The organism is Burkholderia alba (assembly GCF_034721475.1).
Taxonomy (GTDB): domain Bacteria; phylum Pseudomonadota; class Gammaproteobacteria; order Burkholderiales; family Burkholderiaceae; genus Burkholderia; species Burkholderia alba.
On record NZ_JAWJWL010000055.1, the window covers coordinates 1 to 15827 of the forward strand.

A 15827-nucleotide genomic window follows, 5' to 3' on the forward strand; every position below is an offset into this window, starting at 1 on the left:
CGATCACGACAAATGCCGCCGCCCATTACATGCTGCCGGCATGACCACTGAAATGGCGCGGCGCGGCCAGCCCCATGGCAGCGGTCCGGGCAAAACCCGCTGGGTCGTCGAGCGGACCATCTCGTGGCTACATAACTTCCGGCGACTGCGTATCCGCTTCGAGCGCTTGGCGTTCATTCATGAAGCTTTCCTGAAGCTGGCCTNCATTACATGCTGCCGGCATGACCACTGAAATGGCGCGGCGCGGCCAGCCCCATGGCAGCGGTCTGGGCAAAACCCGCTGGGTCGTCGAGCGGACCATCTCGTGGCTACATAACTTCCGGCGACTGCGTATCCGCTTCGAGCGCTTGGCGTTCATTCATGAAGCTTTCCTAAAGCTGGCCTGCTGCGTCATTTGCGGGCGACCCTTGCAAAACTTTTGTTAACATCTGGCTAACATCTCTAAGTGCGTCACCACGTTCGAGCGCAGCACGCGGCCGCGACGCGTCGCTTTTCGCATCAAGCGCACGGGGTGCGAAGTCGGGTGACGAAGAGAACTTGACGATGGTCACCGCAGTCTTCGGATCAACAAAGATCGCCTGGCCGAAACGTCCCGCCGCTGCGAATGAACCATCACCATCATTCACCTGATACCAGTAGTCGCGATAGGAAAATCCGTCCTTGCCCTGCACGACGTTACCCTTCGCGAATAAGTCCGCGTTATGTGCTGGCTGCAACACCGCGCGGACCGTCGACGCGGGCAGCGTACCCGGCGCGCCTTCTAACCCCATACGCATGCGCTCCGCAAATCGCGCAGCGTCACGCAACGTCGTATACAGCCCGCCGCTAGCCATCGCCATTGCGTTTCGGTCCACCGCGACATACGCATCGTCCTCGGCGAATTCTCGCCACAACAACCGCTCGACCAACGCGCTCCACGACTGCCCCGTCGCACGCTGCATTGCCCACGCGACAGCTTCCGGTGAGCCGTTCTGGTAGAACCACATGCTGCCCGGCGCGACGTCTGGCACGCGCCGCACAGTCAGCAGAAAATCGACGATGCTGGACGGCGCGCCTTCGCGGTGCGGCAACAATCCGACTGCGCCAAACAGGCCTAGGTCCGGCGGCAAACCCGGTGCGTATGCGGTAGGCACCTCCATATCAAGATTTTGTTGCAGCGTCGCGCTGCCGAACGGTGTGTCGGCAAGCTCCGGCACGGCGCGTGACAGCGGCGCACTTGCATCGAGCGCGCCCGATCCGATCAATTGTGCGGCAAGCAGGCCCGTCACCGACTTCGTCATCGACGCCCATGCATGCGCCTGATCGGGCCGGAACCCGTCGAAATAGCGTTCGTAGACGATCCGACCGCGCTGGAGGACGATGAAACCGTCCGTATGCGTTGCGCGCAGGTACGCATCGAGCGTCAGCGTCTCGCCACCGATCGTGACGGGCAGCGAGTCGAGGCCCGAAGCCAGTTGCTCCGGCAATGGCATCGGAGTAGCCGCATGCCGAATCCCAGCCGTCGGAGCCAGCAGTCGCGTGTTGCCCAACGCCCAGCGCAGTCGTGTCGGCGTAAACGCGTTCGCCTTGGTGACAACCTGGTCGGCCGGTGGCGGGAAGCCCTGCATCACGCCCGGCGCGACGGTCTCGGAAGCAGCACGCGCAGGCGCACCACCAAGCGCGAGCCCTCCGGCCAGAACAAACGCACCAGCAAGTCGTCGCGCGTTCGGAGTGCGGTGAAATTTTCGATGGAATCGCATCGGGAGTTGTCTCGTCATGAAAAGAAAACAGGCTGCGCAAGACGCAGCCCCAGGTTCACAGCGGCTGAGAATCGATCCGCAGCAGGTTCGACACGGACACGACACCGTCGACGTGCCGAGCAACAGTCACGGCCAAGTTCGCCTGACTTGTGTCCATAACCGAGCCCGCCAGCGTCACGTTTCCGTCGCGTGCGCGCACGAGAATGCGTGTCGCATTGAGCCCTCGCGTACGGCCGAGCGCAGAGCTGACGCGGCGCTTCAACTCGCGGTCAGCAGCCTTGCGCTGGGTTGCCGACAGACTGGCTGGTGCAGACGCCTGCGCGGATTCCTGCACGGGCGCCGGCCACGAGTCCGCTGCGCTCGCTGCATCGCCTTGCGCATATGCAGCACCGGTCCAGAATGCGGCCGTGAGCAGTACCGTGACGAGTCGAGATGAAGTACGCATGATTGGAAGAAGCTCCGGAAACGGTGGAAGAAGGCGTCAGAACTTCGTCATCAGGCCGATCGACACGCCGGTCGTCGCGCTTGCGCCGCGCCGCAGGTTCAGCGCCGCGATCGTCGCGGGGTCGCGCATGTATGCACCGGTCATCCCGTTGCGGTCGACTTCGACATACACCTCGGTGCGCTTCGACAGGAAGTACTCGGCGATTGCATAGATCGTCAGCTTGTGGCCGTCCGCGTCCCGCACGTTACCGAGATTGCGTGCCCGATCGTAGAACGCGGCCGCGCTCAACTGCACCGACGACACCGGCTGCACGACGACGCCGAACGACGGGATGTCATCGCGCCGCGAAGGTGCACCGGCCTTGTTCGCGGTGACATTGAGCGACGCATAGCTCAGGTAGAAGCGCGCGCGGCCGAGCTGCAGCGTGCCGCCCGTCTGGATCGTTTGTGCCGACTGCGAGCCGTCCGGGCTGTAGGTCTTCGCGTACGACACACCGCCCATCAGGTCGGCAAACGTGTACATCGCGGCGACCGAGTAGTTCGTGCCTGCATGCGAGCTGCCCGCGACGCCGCCGGGCGAATAGTTTGCGCCGAACCGCAAGCCGCCCACCTGCCCGAGATACTTGATCGTGTTGTTGAAGCGCGAGTCGAGCGTGAACGGATTGCCGTCATACAACACGCCCGGCTCGACTGAGAGCGACTGCCCGCGTCCGCCGAGCGGATCGAGCGCGATGCCGAGATCTTCCGCCGCATTAAACTGCCGGCCGAACGTGATGCGCCCGAAATCGCCGGTCAGGCCCACGTACGCGGCCTGCGAGAACAGCGTACCTGCCGTCTTGGCTGCGCCAGTGCCGCTGTAAAAGGCGCCACTGAGCACGAACAGCGCCTTCAACCCGCCGCCGAGATCCTCCTTGCCGCGGATGCCGAAATCGTTGCCCGCGATGATATTGTTGTTGAAGCCGACTTGACTGCCACCCGTCAAGCCGTTCACCCAGCGCACGCCTCCACCCGTCTGACCGAACAGCGTCACGCTCGACTGCGCGTGGGCAGCCCCTGCAAGGGCACCAATCATTGCTGCCGCCGTCACTTTTCTCATCTGTCTCCTCCGTTTTGATGAATCGTCTCTTCGTTTGTTAAAATCTCTCCCTCGGTTAGGATTACTTTTTATTCAAATTACCGATGTGGCGTATCGCACCACATCGTGGGCCTATGAGCCGCGCGACGCTCCCATCGCGCCTCGCTCGTCACGTGTTGCGCGCGCCAGGCGGCGCAACGAACGCTGCGGGTCAAGGCTCACGGCGCCGAGTAGCCCGCCCAGCACGAGCACTACGCCAGACACCAGGCATGCCTGCTCGAAGCCGCGCGCCGTCGACGAGCCGCTCGCTTCGATCAAAAGCCCGGTGACGATGGGTGCACCGAGTCCGGCAAGCGACGCGAACGCGTTGCTGATTGCGAGCACGCCGCCTCGCTGAACATCGGGCGTCACTTCGGCGAGCATCGCGGGACCGATCGAGTACATTGTCAGCGTCATGCCGCTGCCAACCGTCAACAGCACGAGCTTCGTTGCGGGCGGCAGACTAGGCACGGCAAGCGCCGCCAGCAGCAACCCCGCGATCGAGAGCGTCATCGCAACGAACACGCCGCGCCCGTAGCGCGACGGCACGCCACGTGCAAGCAGCGTCTGCGACAACCACGCAAGTCCGAGACTCAGCGGCGACGTTACCGCAACGAACAGTGCGAACAGGCGACCCGCCGCATGCGGCTCGAAGCCGAGCCCCAGTTGCAGGTAGGCCGGCATCCACGTGAGAGTCATCGCGAGAATCCAGTTCGCCGCGAAATGCCCGAGAAAGTTGCCGATCACAGTGCGGTCGGTCAGGAGCAGCCCGTACTGAACGCGCTTGCTGTCCACAGCGCGCGTCGCATCCATCAACGTGCCCTCCTCGCCGTACACGGCCCACACGATGCACCACGCGGCGCCAAGCAGCGCAAGCATCGCGAAGTTCGCCCGCCAGCCCCAATGCGTGGTCACGACGGGAATCGTCAAGCCCGCGATCAGGAGCCCGAGCGCGCTCCCCTGATGCAGCAGCGCGACAGGCAGATTGCGACGCGTGTCCGGAAACCATTTGTAGATCGCATGGGTCGCGACCGGCGACGCGGGCCCTTCGCCCGCGCCCAGCAGCACGCGGCACGCAATCAAGATCCAGATCGATCCGGCGAAGAGCATCGGCAACTGCAGCGCGGACCAAGCGGCCGCCATCCCGAACAGCAGCCACTTGGCGGGCTTGCGATTCGCTGCGATCCCGCCTGCGACGGCCGAGATCGCGAATAACCAGTTCAGGCTGCCGCCGACCAGACCGAACTGCGCCGGCGTCAGATGCAAGTCGCGCATCATCGGCACCGACACAAGGCCGAGCGCCACCTTGTCGAGAAAATTCACCAGCATCATCAGCGCAAGCATGATCGCGATCGACCATGCCCGTGCCGGGCGGTATTGCGTGTCGCCTGCCATCATTCGTGTCTCCATGCTTTTCATATGAGCCGCCCTGTTCGGGCAGCGGCGCGCCGCACGGCCGCTACGCGTCGTGCTCGCCCAGCCGCGGCACGTGCGCATCGCCATCCGGCAGCCCCAGCGAGAACTTCACCGGAAAGCGCACGGCAAGCGCGCCGTCGATCTCGCGCGTGACGCCTCGCGCACGCACATGCGGATCGGCGAACAGCTCGTTCGGGCCGAGTAGCGGCGACACCGGCAAGTCGAACCCACGCAGCGCGTGCATCCAATCCACCAGCGTGCGGCTCGCGAACATCGACTTCAGCAGGTCGCTGACCTCACGCTTCAGTCGTTGCCGGCCGGACCGCCACGCAAAACGCGGATCACGCAGCGCCGGAAAGGCGTCGCCGAGCGCATCGCCCAATGTCATCCAGAACTTGTCTTCGAGGATGCCAAGCGCGAGATGGCGGCCGTCCGCTGTCTCGAACAAGTCGTTATCAGGCATCACCCACGGCGCGTCGGATGACGCTGAGCCTTGTGCGCGAGACGCCCATGTCGCCGGTGCAGTCCACGCGAGCGTCGTGTCGTGAATCGATACATCGAGGTGCTGCCCCCGACCGTTTGTGCGAGCGCTCATCACGGCCACGGACAGCGCCAGCGCCGCATGCATCGCGGCCGCGTAATCCGCGAGCCGCACACGCGGCCGGCTGACCACGTCGTCGACCTGGGCCGGAGTCGCCCAGTAACCGGCTTCCGCGAGGAAATTCAGGTCGTGGCCGGGGCGAGTTGCATTCGGCCCGTCTTGCCCGTAGCCCGAAATCGAGCACAGTACGACGCGCGGATTGATGCGCGCGAGCGTGTCGTAGCCGATCCCGAGCCGCGCCATCACGCCTGGCCGAAAACCTTCGACGACGGCGTCGGCTCCGCGCACGAGCGCGAGAAAGCGCTCGCGATCCGCGGGCGCCTTCAGGTCGAGTGCGACCGAGCGCTTGCCGCGATTGAATTGCGCGAACACGCCCTCGCCAAGCATGCGCGATGCGTCACCGGTCAGCGGCGGCTCGATCTTGACGACGTCTGCACCGAGTTGCCGAAGCAGCGCACACGCGTGCGGGCCCGGCAGCAACTGGCTCACGTCCAGGATCGTCACGTCGTTCAAACACGACCAGACCGGCTTCGCATCGTCGCGCGGGATATCGGCCGTCATCGCTCAGGCTCCCGTGCCGGCCGGTTCGAGAATTGCCTTCGCGATCGTGTTGCGCTGGATCTCGCTCGTGCCGGTCAGGATCCGGAACATCCGTAACTTGCGGAACGTCTGCTCGACCGGATGGCCGCGCGTGACGCCGACGTTGCCGTGAATCTGCACGGCCTTGTCCGCGACCTCGAAGCAGCGCTCCGATACGAACAGCTTGCACGCGGCCGCCGCCATGCGCAGGTCGGCGCCCGCGTCGGCGAGCATGGCCGTGTGCGCGATCATGCTCTCGCACGCCCACAGCGCGGCAGCCATGTCGGCCAGCATGTGCTGGATCGCCTGAAAGCGCGCGATCGGCCCGCCGAACTGCCGGCGCGTGCGCGCGTAGTCGAGCGACGCACGATAGGCCGACATCGCGAGGCCGAGCATCGTCGGGCAATGCAGCAGCCGGTTCACGTTGATCCGCGACATGCCGAGCTTGAAGCCGTTGCCGACGCCGCCGAACACGTTCTCGCGCGGCACGCGCACGTTGTCGAAACGGATGTCCGCATCGATGTGCTGGCCGGACATCGGCACGTATTCGTGCTCGACGGTGACGCCCGGCAGGTCGAGATCGACGAGCACCGCCGTGATCTGCGGCGGCGTCGCGGCCGCGTCGGTCACGCACATCACGATCGCGAAATCGGCGAACGGCGCGCCGCTGATGTAGTGCTTCGTGCCATTGATCACGAGCGCGTCTCCGTCCTCAACCGCCGAGGTGCGAATGCTCATCGCGTCGGAACCCGAGTGCGGTTCGGTCAACGCGAAGCAGGTCGACTTCTCGCCGCGCATCACCGGCTTGAAATAGCGCTCGAGCTGCGCAGGCGTCGCGTACTTCAGCATATTGCCAACGCGGGGCGGTCCGCCCAGTTCGCCGAGCACGTGCGGCGCAAGCGCCGCGCCCGATGCGGCAAGGTCGGCCTTCAGCGCGCAGGTCTCGACGATCGACAGCCCCTGGCCGCCGAGCGCGACGGGCAGACTCGCGGTGTAGAAGCCGAGTTCGGACGAACGCCGCCACACGCGGCGCAGCACGTCGCGCGGCCACACGGCCTCGGAGTCGAGCCGCAGCTCGCGCTCGATCGGGCGCAACTCATCGTCGACGAAGCGCAGCACGGCCGCGCGCAGCGCGACGAATTCGGGGCGATCCAGATGATCGAACATGGTGGTGTCTCCTTCAGTTGACGCGGCGCGCGACGCCGTGCCAGTACTGCTCGCGGACGAGCTTGCGGGCGATCTTGCCGCTGGCGTTCTTTGGCAGCTCCGCGACGAAATCGATTGAGCGCGGCAGCTTGTAGTCGGCGAGCAGCGCGCGGCAATGCGCGACGAGATCGGCGGCCTGCACGTCGCGACCGGGCTTCAGCACGACGACCGCCTTCACGGCCTCGCCCCACTTTTCGTCGGGCACGCCGACGACACACGCCTCGAGCACGTCCGCATGCCGATACAGCGTTGCCTCGACTTCCGTCGGGTACACGTTGAAGCCGCCCGAAATGATCATGTCGTTCTTGCGGTCAACGAGATAGATGAACCCTTCATCGTCGGTGCGCGCGAGATCACCCGTATGCAGCCAGCCGTCGACCAGCACCTCGCGCGTCAGCTCCGGCGCGTTCCAGTAACCCTGGAACACGTCCGCGCCGCGAATCACAATCTCACCGATAGCATCGCCTTCGACTTCGTGCCCGTCAGCGCCTACAACGCGGACCTCGGTCTCACCGAGCGGCCGGCCGCAGGAGGCGAGTCGCGCATGGTCGGTCAGCAGCGCGTGTGCGTGATCGGCGATGCCGAGACGCGTGACGCCCGACGTCGACTCGCTGGCGCCGTAGCCCTGCGACAGCACCGGACCGATGCGCGACCAGGCCTCTTCGATACGCGCCGGTGCCATCGGCGCTGCGCCATAGCCCAGCACTTTCAGGCTTCGCAGGTCGGAGTGCACGAGGTCCGGCTCGTTCAGCACCATGTTAATCATCGCCGGCACCATGAACGCATGCGTGATGCGCAACCGCGCCACTTCGGCGAGGAAGTGTGCCGGCTCGAATGCGTCAAACAACACGAGCGTCGCGCCACAGAACAAGTAGGGTTGCATCAGCATCCCCGACGCGTGTGTGATCGGCCCGATCAACGCGAGCCGGTCGCCGGGCTGGGCAAGGCGGTCCATCCCCAGCACGATCTTGCGCAGCGACGCGAGCCGGTTGCCATAGCTCTGCATCGCGGCCTTGATTCGCCCCGTCGAGCCCGACGAGAAATGCAGCACCGCGAGATCGTCGGCCGTCGGCGTGTAATCGGGCATCGTGGCACTGCCCTGCGCGAGGAGCGTTTCGTAATCGAGGTAGCCATCGGTCACCCCGTCGATCGACACGAACCGTTCCACCGACTCGAAGCCCGGCGAGTTGGGCGTGTAATGCGTATAGCCGCGGCCGCCGATAAACGCGATGGGCGTGCAGTTGCCGACAACATCGGCCGCTTCGGCTGCGGTAAAACGCGGGTTCAGCGCAGCCTTGACGAGACCCGCCTTGTACAGCGCACACTCGATCTCGACGAGCTCGATGCTATTGCGCGCCTGCACAGCGATCCGCGAGCCGGGCGTGAAGCCCAGCCCACGCAGTGCGTTCGCGAGGCGCGTCGAACGCTCGTCGAGCTGACGATAAGTGACTGCGCGGTCGCGATGCAGCACGGCGGGCCGGTCGCCCCAGTAACGGGCGGCGCGCTGCAGAAAGTAGGTGAAGCTCAAGCGAATTCTCCTGGTCGAACGATGGCTCCAGTCTGTAAGATGCACGCACATCACCACAATGCATCGATGGCTATATAGTCATAACCGATGGGAATGTTCAGATGGATACCCGCGACCTGGAGTACCTGTTGGCCGTCGAACGGCACGGCAGCATCGGCAAGGCAGCCGACGCATTGGGTTTGTCGCAGCCAGCACTGACGAAGGCCATGCGGCGCCTGGAATCGCAGGTCGGCGTCACGCTGTTCGATCGAACCGCACATGGGATGACACCGACTTCAGCCGGTGTCCGTTTCATCGCGCGCGCGCAGCGAATCGCGCTCGAGTTCGACGATGCAATGCAAGAGATGCGCGCGATCCAGGGCGGCGAGCAGGGCGTCGTACGGATTGGTTACTCGCCCACCGTGCCGACCGCGCTGGTGTTGGGCACGTGCCGGCAACTGATACGCGAGCGACCAGCAGCTCGGTTGCGGCTGCGCTGCAGGCTCGCGCGTGAACTGGTCGACTTGCTCTCGGCCGGCGAACTCGATCTCGTCGTCGCGCCTGCGCCGCCGCAGCGAGATCCAGCACTCGCGACCATCGAGCTGTTTCAAGACCGCCTCTCAGTGCTGGCCGACGAAGCCCATCCGTTGCAGCTCAAACGCAGCCTCTCGCTTGCTGATCTCCAGGATCAGGAATGGCTACTGCCCGAGGCGACGGTGCCCGTGCGTCGTCAAATCGACGATGCGTTCCGCGCCCGCGGCCTGGCCGGCCCGCGCCTGCGTGTCGAAACGGATTTCGGCAGCCCATCTCTGCTGCACCTGCTTCGCGGTACACCGCTGCTATGTGTCGGCGGGACCGAGGCACTCGATCAGCTTAACGGGCTGCGTGCACTCGACCTGCAGGCTGGTGAACTCGAGCTGCGCAGACACATTGGCGCGATGCATCGGACCGGTGCATACATGTCGCCGCTCGCGCAGCGGATCATCGCCCTACTTCAGGAGAAAGTGAGGTAATTCAGGTTGGGTGACGAACTCATTCAGAAAGACGAGGCATCTAGGCACCGGAACCGCGTGTTTAAAGTCGCTATGACGTCGATCGTATAAGCGATCCATCAAATTTCCGGCGGAAACACGAAGGTCAATCGGCGTCATTGCCAAGAAGCGCGAGCGCCGGCCGCGCGAGCCCTTCGAGCAGCGCGCGCTCCGGCCGCGTGCGTGCAAGCACGCGGATGCCCAGGTGCACCCCGAGCAGCAGGTTCGCCAGATCATCGGGTGAACGGTCGGACGGGATATCCCCCGACGACTGGCCGGCGACGATCTGGACCCGGAAGAACGCCTGCACGCTCTCCAGCACGCCGGCGATCATCGATCGGAATTCCGGGTCGTGCGGCGCAACCTCGAGCGCCGAATTGACGAGGAGGCACCCTTTCCGATCCTCGTCGTCGACCGAGCGGTCGATGATCTCGCGGAAGAAGCCCCTGATGATCTCGCGAGGCGGCAGCGTTGCCTCGAGCCGCGACTGCCGGTCGCCAAAGCTGCGCTCGACATAGTGCGAGAGCGCTCGCCGAAATAGCATGCGCTTGTCGCCGAACGCGTTGTAGAGGCTCGCGCCCGTGATGCCCATGTCGTGCGCGAGATCGCGCACCGACGTCGCCTCGTAGCCGTGGACCCAAAAGCGGTAGACCGCGGCGTCGAGTGCGGCCGATTCGTCGAATTCCCGGGGGCGGGCCATGGTCGTGTTCCTCCTTTCCGGGTGCTCGCAACGCCCCGCATTGCAATGGGCGAGGTACCGCGATATTCTAGATCAGTCGATCTAAAATTGCTTGGCGCGAACCCGTGGCAAGTTGGCGGAACGCCCGGCGCCGGGGATCGCAATCGGCCGGTTCTCGGCATGGTGGAATCGAGATCGCCGCGCAGTGCGGTTTCATCGCGGCAGGCACGTACGGTATCCGGCCGATCCATCGGCCCGGACGGAATGTCGAATCGAACAAGGAACCGCGGCATGGGCATCGAAAACAGGCGATTAGCGGTCGCAGACGGACCGAATGGCGTCGATCGCAGTCACGCGGGTCGGCCGGACGCGCTGGCGCGGGCAGCGGGCCCCGGCGCGCGGGACGTAGCGCGGCTGCGGCGAGACGGCTCGGTGCGATAGATCCGGAGGCCGATCTTGCATCCCGTGGAATCCCGCCTAAAAGCCCTGTTCGTCAGCGGCCTCGCCGGCAATGCGTCGGATTACCGGTCGTTCCTGTCGGAGCTGACCCGCCACGTGCGCGGTTTTCTCCGCAAGCGGATTCCGCAGTTCGATGCGGACATCGAGGATCTCGTGCAAGAGATCCTGCTCGCCGTCCATAATGCACGTCACACGTATCGCGCGGACGAACCGCTGACAGCATGGGTGCATGCGATCGCGCGCTACAAGCTGATGGATTTTTTCCGGACGCGCGCCCGCCGCGAAGCGCTGCACGATCCGATCGACGATCACACGGACATCTTTTCCGAACCCGACGACGATGCATCCGACGCGCATCGCGACATCGGCCGGCTACTCGAGCATCTGCCGGACAAACAGCGGCTATCGATCCTGCATGTGAAGCTGCAGGGCTTGTCGGTTGCCGAGGCGGCGCAACTGATCGGTGCGTCCGAATCCGTCGTCAAGGTCAGCATCCACAGGGGACTGAAGGCGCTCGCGGCGCGCGTGCGGGGAATGATATGAAAACGGACGATTTCATCGATGTATTGGCGACGGGTATCACACCCGTCGCGCGCGGTGTCCCGGCCCGGCGCCTGGGCGGTGCGTTCGCCATTGCCGCGGCGGGCGCCGTGCTGCTGATGACGATCGCGTTCGGCGTGCGTCCCGATTTATCGACCGTGATACGCACGCCGCTCTTCTGGGCGAAGCTCGCGTTTCCGGTTTGCGTGGCGGCAGGCGCGATCGTGGCGGCCGTGCGGCTCGCCCGCCCCGGCGCAGCCGTCGGTGCCGGCTGGCCGATCGTCGGCGTCGGCGTCGTGGCGATCTGGATCGCGGGCCTCCTTGCGGTCGCGACAGCCGGATCAGGCGACCGGCTCGCGGTCGTGCTCGGTCAGACGTGGCGCGTGTGTCCGTTCAACATCGTTCTGCTGTCGGTGCCCGGGTTCGTGGCGATGTTCGTTGCGATCCGGGGGCTGGCGCCGACGCGGCTGCGTACCGCGGGCGCGGCGGCGGGACTCGCCGCGAGTGCGATCGCGACGATCGCCTACTGTTTCCACTGCCCGGAAATGAGCCCGGCATTCTGGAGCGTCTGGTATCTGCTCGGGATGGTATTGCCGGCTGCGCTCGGCGCAAGCACCGCACCCAGGCCCACCGTCATCACGAGCGACAGCACATACCAGACGCCCCAGAACGGTATCGACATCTCGGCGCAGTAGAGCGAATAGACGATGAGCGCCTGTGCGCCGGCAAGGAGACCGGCGCCCGCGCCGGCGAGCATGAGGCGCGTCGGCGCGAGCTGCTTCATCGCATGCAAGGCGGCGGCCAGTGGCGGCAACGACAGCAGGACGACATCCGCGGCGGTGGTCCGCCATGTCGTTCCGAGTACCAGTTGCAGCCGGTAGCCGGGCGGGGTTGCGACCAGCACACCACCCGTGGCGAGCAGCATCGCGGCGACCGGCAGCGCAATCGCGAGCCCCGCGGGGCACAGTTGCGCGCCGGGGCGGCCGAGGCGTTCGGCGAGCCTCGTCGCAGAGAAGACGACGGCGAGCGGAAACGCGAGCCGCGCCCAGAACATCGTCGTCAGGATCAGTTGCGGCATGTCGCTGCGGATGCCATATAACGCGACGAGAAGCGCAGTGCTGCCGGAGAAGCCGACAACGAGCGCGCGGTAAAGCTGCTGCGAAGCCGCGCCGGATTCGACCGGCTTCAGATCGACTGCCAGCCGGGTAACCAGGTCTCGGGTTTTCATCGTGAAGAGGCGAAGAACGGCCGGCGTTCCGGGGCGGCACGACGGCGCGTTGCCGCACCGCGGGAATCCGGCGGCCCCGGTGCGCCGCGAAGCCGTCGGCTCAGTCGCGCGGCGAGCGGTCGCCGAGCAGGTGGTCGATCGACAAGCAGCCCGGGCCCCACGCCGCGATGCCGAGGGCCATCGCGGCCCACGTCAGGTGAATCGGCCAGCCATCCGGCACCGTCAGCTCGACGATGCAGGTCATCACGAACAGGCCGGCCGCTGCGAATCGCGTACCGAGGCCGAGTACCAGCAGCACCGGGAACAGCACCTCCCCGCAACCGGACAGAAAGGCGAACACGGCCGGGGCGGGAAACGGGTACGGACCGCCAGGCAGATGCAGCTTGAATTCGCTCGTGAACAAGTCGATCGCGGTGTCGTTTAGCCGCAGGAAACCGTCCCATTTGAGGATGCCGGATTTCCAGAACGGCACCGCGAGCGCGAGCCTCAGCGCAAGTTGCGCAAGCCAGGGTCGGGCAAGCCACTGGACGCCGTGCCGCGCACGGCTGACGAGCGATGCGAGCGCGTGCAGCGGCGCGCGTTCGACAGTGTGTAGATCGGACATGGCAGTCAAGCTCCAGAGTGGACGGCGGTCAATGCGCCGGCTTCGATCATGCCGTGCAAGCCGGCCGCGAGATCGAAGGCGGGATTGTCTTCGAGGGCGATCGCGACCGCGTCGCCGAGCGACGCTCCGTCGATCAGGCTAATCAGGAACGCCGCGCCACCGGGCGGGAGCCGGGAGACGATCACGTCGTGCGTCGGACGCGTGACGAGCGCGTCCTCCGCTTCGCCGGAGCGCAGCGGCACGACGGGGCCATCGGCCCGGTTCATCGCGAAGATCGCGACGGCCGGATACGGCGAGCGCACGATGCGGGTGGCCGGATGCGGAACGAGACGTACCGCGGCCAGCGAATCCGGCGCGATCGTCGCGAATGCATCAGCGGCGAGCGTCGGCAGATCGGCCGCGTGATACGCGTCAAGCCACGCACGCTCGATACGGGCTGTATCCGCGAGCCACGGCATCGCGCGGGCGTATTCGTACCTGGCGATGAAGTCCGGAAAGTCGCGGCCGTATTCGAACAGCAGCGGTGAGACGGGCAGCGTTTCTCGCGCGTGGAAGCGCGCCATCGCGCGGAAGAACTCGACACCGACGATGCGTTGCACGGACGGATAAATCGCGGCGAGCGCGTCGATCAGGCTGACCGTCACGTTGTTGCGGTACACGTCGTAGCGGCGGGCGACGCGCTTTTGCCCGTAGGCGATCGCGTCGTCTGGCGCGCCGATCGACGGATTCGTGAGGCCCGGCGCGAACGCGCACGCGTAATCGGAAGGGATCGCATCAGAGCGCATGATCGGCCACCTCCATGGGCGATGCGACGGGTGCGGTCATGATCCGGCGGGCCTCCAGCGCCTGCGCGCGCAGAACGGACCAGTCGGGAAGCTGGCTGTCCCATTCGACGAGGGTCGGCACCGGGCCCGTGCGGACGATCACGCTCGCGTACAACCGCCATACGGGGTCAGCGACCGGGCAATCGTGGCTGTCGATGAGGAGCGGTTCGTCCTCGTCGTCGCGTTGTTCGCTGTGTCCGGCCAGATGGATCTCGCCGACCTGTTCGAGCGGAAAGGCCGCGAGATAGTCAGCGGCCGAGCAACCGTGATTGGTCGCCGACACGAACGCGTTGTTGATGTCGAGCAACAGGCCGCAACCGGTACGCCGGGCGACCGCCGCGATGAATTCGGTTTCGCTCATCGTCGACGACGCGAATCCGACATACGTCGACGGATTCTCGAGCAGAAGCGGGCGCGCAATTGCGTCCTGAACCTGGTCGACATGCGCGCAGACCCGGTCGAGCGTCGACTGCGTGTAGGGCAGCGGCAGCAGGTCGTTGTAGAAGGCGCCGCCGTGCGACGACCATGCAAGATGCTCGGAAACGAGCACGGGTTCGTAGCGCGCGACGACGTCGCGAAAGCGGGCGAGGTGATGCGGATCGAGCGGCGATGGTCCGCCGATCGACAGGCACACGCCATGCACGGAGACCGGATAGGTTTCGCGCAGCGCGCTCAGCGCTCGATGCGGCGGCCCGCCCGCACCCATGTAGTTCTCCGCGTGCACCTCGAAGAAGCCGCCCTGCAGTCCGTCACCGAGGATGTCCGCAAGGTGGCAAGGTTTGAAACTCGTGCCAACGAGCGGCGGTGTGCAATGGAGGCGATCACTGTTCATATGCTTCGCAATACTTATCAAATTTTTCATGATCGCCTCCGGATTTCCTCTTGTCGATGCGCGTTACGACTTCATCGCCGTGAGCGAGCCGTGACCGCCGCCCGGCACCTGGATGCTCGTGCACGTGCCGCCCTGGACGAACTTCCACGAGTTGCCCTGGAAGTCGACGGTCGAGGTGCCCTGGCAAGTCGTGCCGGGGCCAGCCGCACAGTCGTTCTGTCCCTTCAACGCGACGCCGAAACACTTCTCCTTGTGGGCGGCGACGGCGGCGTTGGCCTCGGCTTTCGTGAGCGGCGCGGCATGCGCAACCGAAGCGACGAGGCTGGCGACGGCGCCGATGAGCAGTGCGGAATTGAGCGAGAGTTTTGCCGACATGGTGTTCTCCGATGATTGATCTGGAAGGTACCCGTCGTGGGTACGCAAGTTAATTCGTGCGACCCACATGATCGGTTACACCGGACGAGAATTATTTGTAACCGACGATTGGGGGGTGTCAGAAATTCCGTGTTCAGGCGGACGAGCTTCAAACGTGAACGGGCCGCTAAACGCCTCCAAATGTGGGCTCTCAGAAAAGGTGTCTTTGGCACCCTAGACAGATCAAGGACTTGGACATCTTTTCTGAGAATGCCGCATGCTTCTCGTCTCAGAAAAGATGTCCTTGGCCACCGAAATTCTCAGAAAAGTCGTCTTTGGGAATGTCGCGGCCTTGCCTGGGCGTCTCAAAGGAACTTGGCGACAAGCAGTGTCGTGAATGTACGTCTCAGCACCCGGCGGCGTCGAACTGGTTGTGCCATAAATTTGCAAATAGCGTGCATCGAGCAATCTGCCATGGATCCTGATCTAGCCTGCAACTCAACGCTGCCCCGTGGTTTCGACCAGTTCCTGGCGTCTTTGAGGGACTCGAAGAGCGCGGCGTCGATCGTCTCGGCATGACGCCTCGCAGGCGACGGGGATGCGGACAAAATCTTGGACTACTTTGGAGGTAGTCCATGTATTCATACGAAGACCGCGTTCGGGCGGTCGA

General features: G+C 65.0%; 16 protein-coding genes and 2 pseudogenes. 5 read left to right on the plus strand and 13 right to left on the minus strand.

Annotated elements, in window-relative coordinates:
• Together RZR99_RS30795 and RZR99_RS30800 are read left to right on the plus strand one after the other, a co-directional pair.
• Positions 1-232, plus strand: a 232-nt coding sequence (locus RZR99_RS30795) for a transposase (RefSeq protein ID WP_323123530.1), incomplete at its 5' end; no start/stop codon positions are given.
• Positions 233-242: 10 nt separating this feature from the next.
• Positions 243-425, plus strand: a pseudogene (locus RZR99_RS30800) (transposase); the annotation flags it as partial.
• Here RZR99_RS30800 and RZR99_RS30805 read toward each other — a convergent pair.
• The 7 genes from RZR99_RS30805 to RZR99_RS30835 form a co-directional block, all read right to left on the minus strand.
• Entirely contained in the window at positions 372-1739 is a 1368-nt protein-coding gene (locus RZR99_RS30805) for a serine hydrolase domain-containing protein (protein WP_323123531.1), read from the minus strand. The pseudogene RZR99_RS30800 and the gene RZR99_RS30805 overlap by 54 nt on opposite strands.
• Before the next feature lie 55 nt (positions 1740-1794).
• A complete protein-coding gene (locus RZR99_RS30810) occupies positions 1795-2184 on the minus strand; it encodes a BON domain-containing protein (protein WP_323123532.1) in 390 nt (129 codons plus the stop codon).
• Positions 2185-2220: 36 nt separating this feature from the next.
• Positions 2221-3279, minus strand: coding sequence for a porin (locus tag RZR99_RS30815; protein ID WP_323123533.1), 1059 nt, complete (start codon positions 3277-3279; stop codon positions 2221-2223).
• Between the two features lie 111 nt (positions 3280-3390).
• Complete coding sequence (locus RZR99_RS30820) at positions 3391-4692, minus strand: MFS transporter (RefSeq protein ID WP_407655536.1); 1302 nt, start codon at positions 4690-4692, stop codon at positions 3391-3393.
• Positions 4693-4756: 64 nt separating this feature from the next.
• A complete protein-coding gene (locus RZR99_RS30825; RefSeq protein ID WP_323123535.1) occupies positions 4757-5875 on the minus strand; it encodes a CaiB/BaiF CoA transferase family protein in 1119 nt (372 codons plus the stop codon).
• Positions 5876-5878: 3 nt separating this feature from the next.
• Positions 5879-7060, minus strand: a complete 1182-nt coding sequence (locus RZR99_RS30830; protein WP_323123536.1) for an acyl-CoA dehydrogenase family protein — start codon at positions 7058-7060, stop codon at positions 5879-5881.
• Between the two features lie 13 nt (positions 7061-7073).
• Positions 7074-8627, minus strand: coding sequence for an AMP-binding protein (locus tag RZR99_RS30835; RefSeq protein WP_323123537.1), 1554 nt, complete (start codon positions 8625-8627; stop codon positions 7074-7076).
• 101 nt (positions 8628-8728) lie between these two features.
• Here RZR99_RS30835 and RZR99_RS30840 point away from each other — a divergent pair, with 101 nt between their 5' ends.
• Positions 8729-9619 carry a LysR family transcriptional regulator gene (locus RZR99_RS30840; protein ID WP_323123538.1) on the plus strand — a complete coding sequence of 297 codons (891 nt, stop codon included), beginning with the start codon at positions 8729-8731 and terminating at the stop codon, positions 9617-9619.
• Between the two features lie 124 nt (positions 9620-9743).
• Here RZR99_RS30840 and RZR99_RS30845 read toward each other — a convergent pair whose 3' ends face one another.
• A complete protein-coding gene (locus tag RZR99_RS30845) occupies positions 9744-10337 on the minus strand; it encodes a TetR/AcrR family transcriptional regulator (protein WP_323123539.1) in 594 nt (197 codons plus the stop codon).
• Positions 10338-10772: 435 nt separating this feature from the next.
• On the opposite strand from RZR99_RS30845, the gene RZR99_RS30850 reads away from it, so the two are divergent.
• The gene (locus tag RZR99_RS30850; protein ID WP_323123540.1) at positions 10773-11318 is read left to right on the plus strand and encodes a sigma-70 family RNA polymerase sigma factor; all 546 of its coding nucleotides are present in this window, start codon (positions 10773-10775) and stop codon (positions 11316-11318) included.
• Entirely contained in the window at positions 11315-12010 is a 696-nt protein-coding gene (locus tag RZR99_RS30855; protein ID WP_323123541.1) for a DUF1109 domain-containing protein, read from the plus strand. The genes RZR99_RS30850 and RZR99_RS30855 overlap by 4 nt, the downstream gene beginning before the upstream one ends.
• Here RZR99_RS30855 and RZR99_RS30860 read toward each other — a convergent pair.
• The 5 genes and pseudogenes from RZR99_RS30860 to RZR99_RS30880 all read right to left on the minus strand — a co-directional run.
• A pseudogene (locus RZR99_RS30860) lies at positions 11920-12543 on the minus strand (DUF1109 domain-containing protein); the annotation flags it as partial. The gene RZR99_RS30855 and the pseudogene RZR99_RS30860 sit on opposite strands and share 91 nt — an antisense overlap.
• Positions 12544-12643: 100 nt before the next feature.
• The gene (locus RZR99_RS30865) at positions 12644-13147 is read right to left on the minus strand and encodes a DoxX family protein (RefSeq protein WP_323123542.1); all 504 of its coding nucleotides are present in this window, start codon (positions 13145-13147) and stop codon (positions 12644-12646) included.
• 5 nt (positions 13148-13152) lie between these two features.
• On the minus strand, positions 13153-13932 hold the full coding sequence (locus RZR99_RS30870; RefSeq protein ID WP_323123543.1) for a DNA-binding domain-containing protein: 780 nt from the start codon (positions 13930-13932) through the stop codon (positions 13153-13155).
• The gene (gene bufB, locus RZR99_RS30875; RefSeq protein ID WP_323123544.1) at positions 13922-14833 is read right to left on the minus strand and encodes an MNIO family bufferin maturase; all 912 of its coding nucleotides are present in this window, start codon (positions 14831-14833) and stop codon (positions 13922-13924) included. The genes RZR99_RS30870 and bufB overlap by 11 nt, the downstream gene beginning before the upstream one ends.
• Positions 14834-14866: 33 nt before the next feature.
• Positions 14867-15178: a BufA1 family periplasmic bufferin-type metallophore gene (locus RZR99_RS30880; RefSeq protein WP_323123545.1), complete on the minus strand. Its 312-nt coding sequence runs from the start codon at positions 15176-15178 to the stop codon at positions 14867-14869.
• Positions 15179-15827 lie beyond the last annotated feature (649 nt).

What these genes read in the sequence shown, in the direction of transcription:
- RZR99_RS30805 (WP_323123531.1), bottom strand. Translation starts at nt 1,739, where the DNA reads ATGCGATTCCATCGAAAATTTCACCGCACTCCGAACGCGCGACGACTT.
- RZR99_RS30810 (WP_323123532.1), bottom strand. Translation starts at nt 2,184, where the DNA reads ATGCGTACTTCATCTCGACTCGTCACGGTACTGCTCACGGCCGCATTC.
- RZR99_RS30815 (WP_323123533.1), bottom strand. Translation starts at nt 3,279, where the DNA reads ATGAGAAAAGTGACGGCGGCAGCAATGATTGGTGCCCTTGCAGGGGCT.
- RZR99_RS30820 (WP_407655536.1), bottom strand. Translation starts at nt 4,692, where the DNA reads ATGGCAGGCGACACGCAATACCGCCCGGCACGGGCATGGTCGATCGCG.
- RZR99_RS30825 (WP_323123535.1), bottom strand. Translation starts at nt 5,875, where the DNA reads ATGACGGCCGATATCCCGCGCGACGATGCGAAGCCGGTCTGGTCGTGT.
- RZR99_RS30830 (WP_323123536.1), bottom strand. Translation starts at nt 7,060, where the DNA reads ATGTTCGATCATCTGGATCGCCCCGAATTCGTCGCGCTGCGCGCGGCC.
- RZR99_RS30840 (WP_323123538.1), top strand. Translation starts at nt 8,729, where the DNA reads ATGGATACCCGCGACCTGGAGTACCTGTTGGCCGTCGAACGGCACGGC.
- RZR99_RS30845 (WP_323123539.1), bottom strand. Translation starts at nt 10,337, where the DNA reads ATGGCCCGCCCCCGGGAATTCGACGAATCGGCCGCACTCGACGCCGCG.
- RZR99_RS30855 (WP_323123541.1), top strand. Translation starts at nt 11,315, where the DNA reads ATGAAAACGGACGATTTCATCGATGTATTGGCGACGGGTATCACACCC.
- RZR99_RS30865 (WP_323123542.1), bottom strand. Translation starts at nt 13,147, where the DNA reads ATGTCCGATCTACACACTGTCGAACGCGCGCCGCTGCACGCGCTCGCA.
- RZR99_RS30870 (WP_323123543.1), bottom strand. Translation starts at nt 13,932, where the DNA reads ATGCGCTCTGATGCGATCCCTTCCGATTACGCGTGCGCGTTCGCGCCG.
- bufB (WP_323123544.1), bottom strand. Translation starts at nt 14,833, where the DNA reads ATGAAAAATTTGATAAGTATTGCGAAGCATATGAACAGTGATCGCCTC.
- RZR99_RS30880 (WP_323123545.1), bottom strand. Translation starts at nt 15,178, where the DNA reads ATGTCGGCAAAACTCTCGCTCAATTCCGCACTGCTCATCGGCGCCGTC.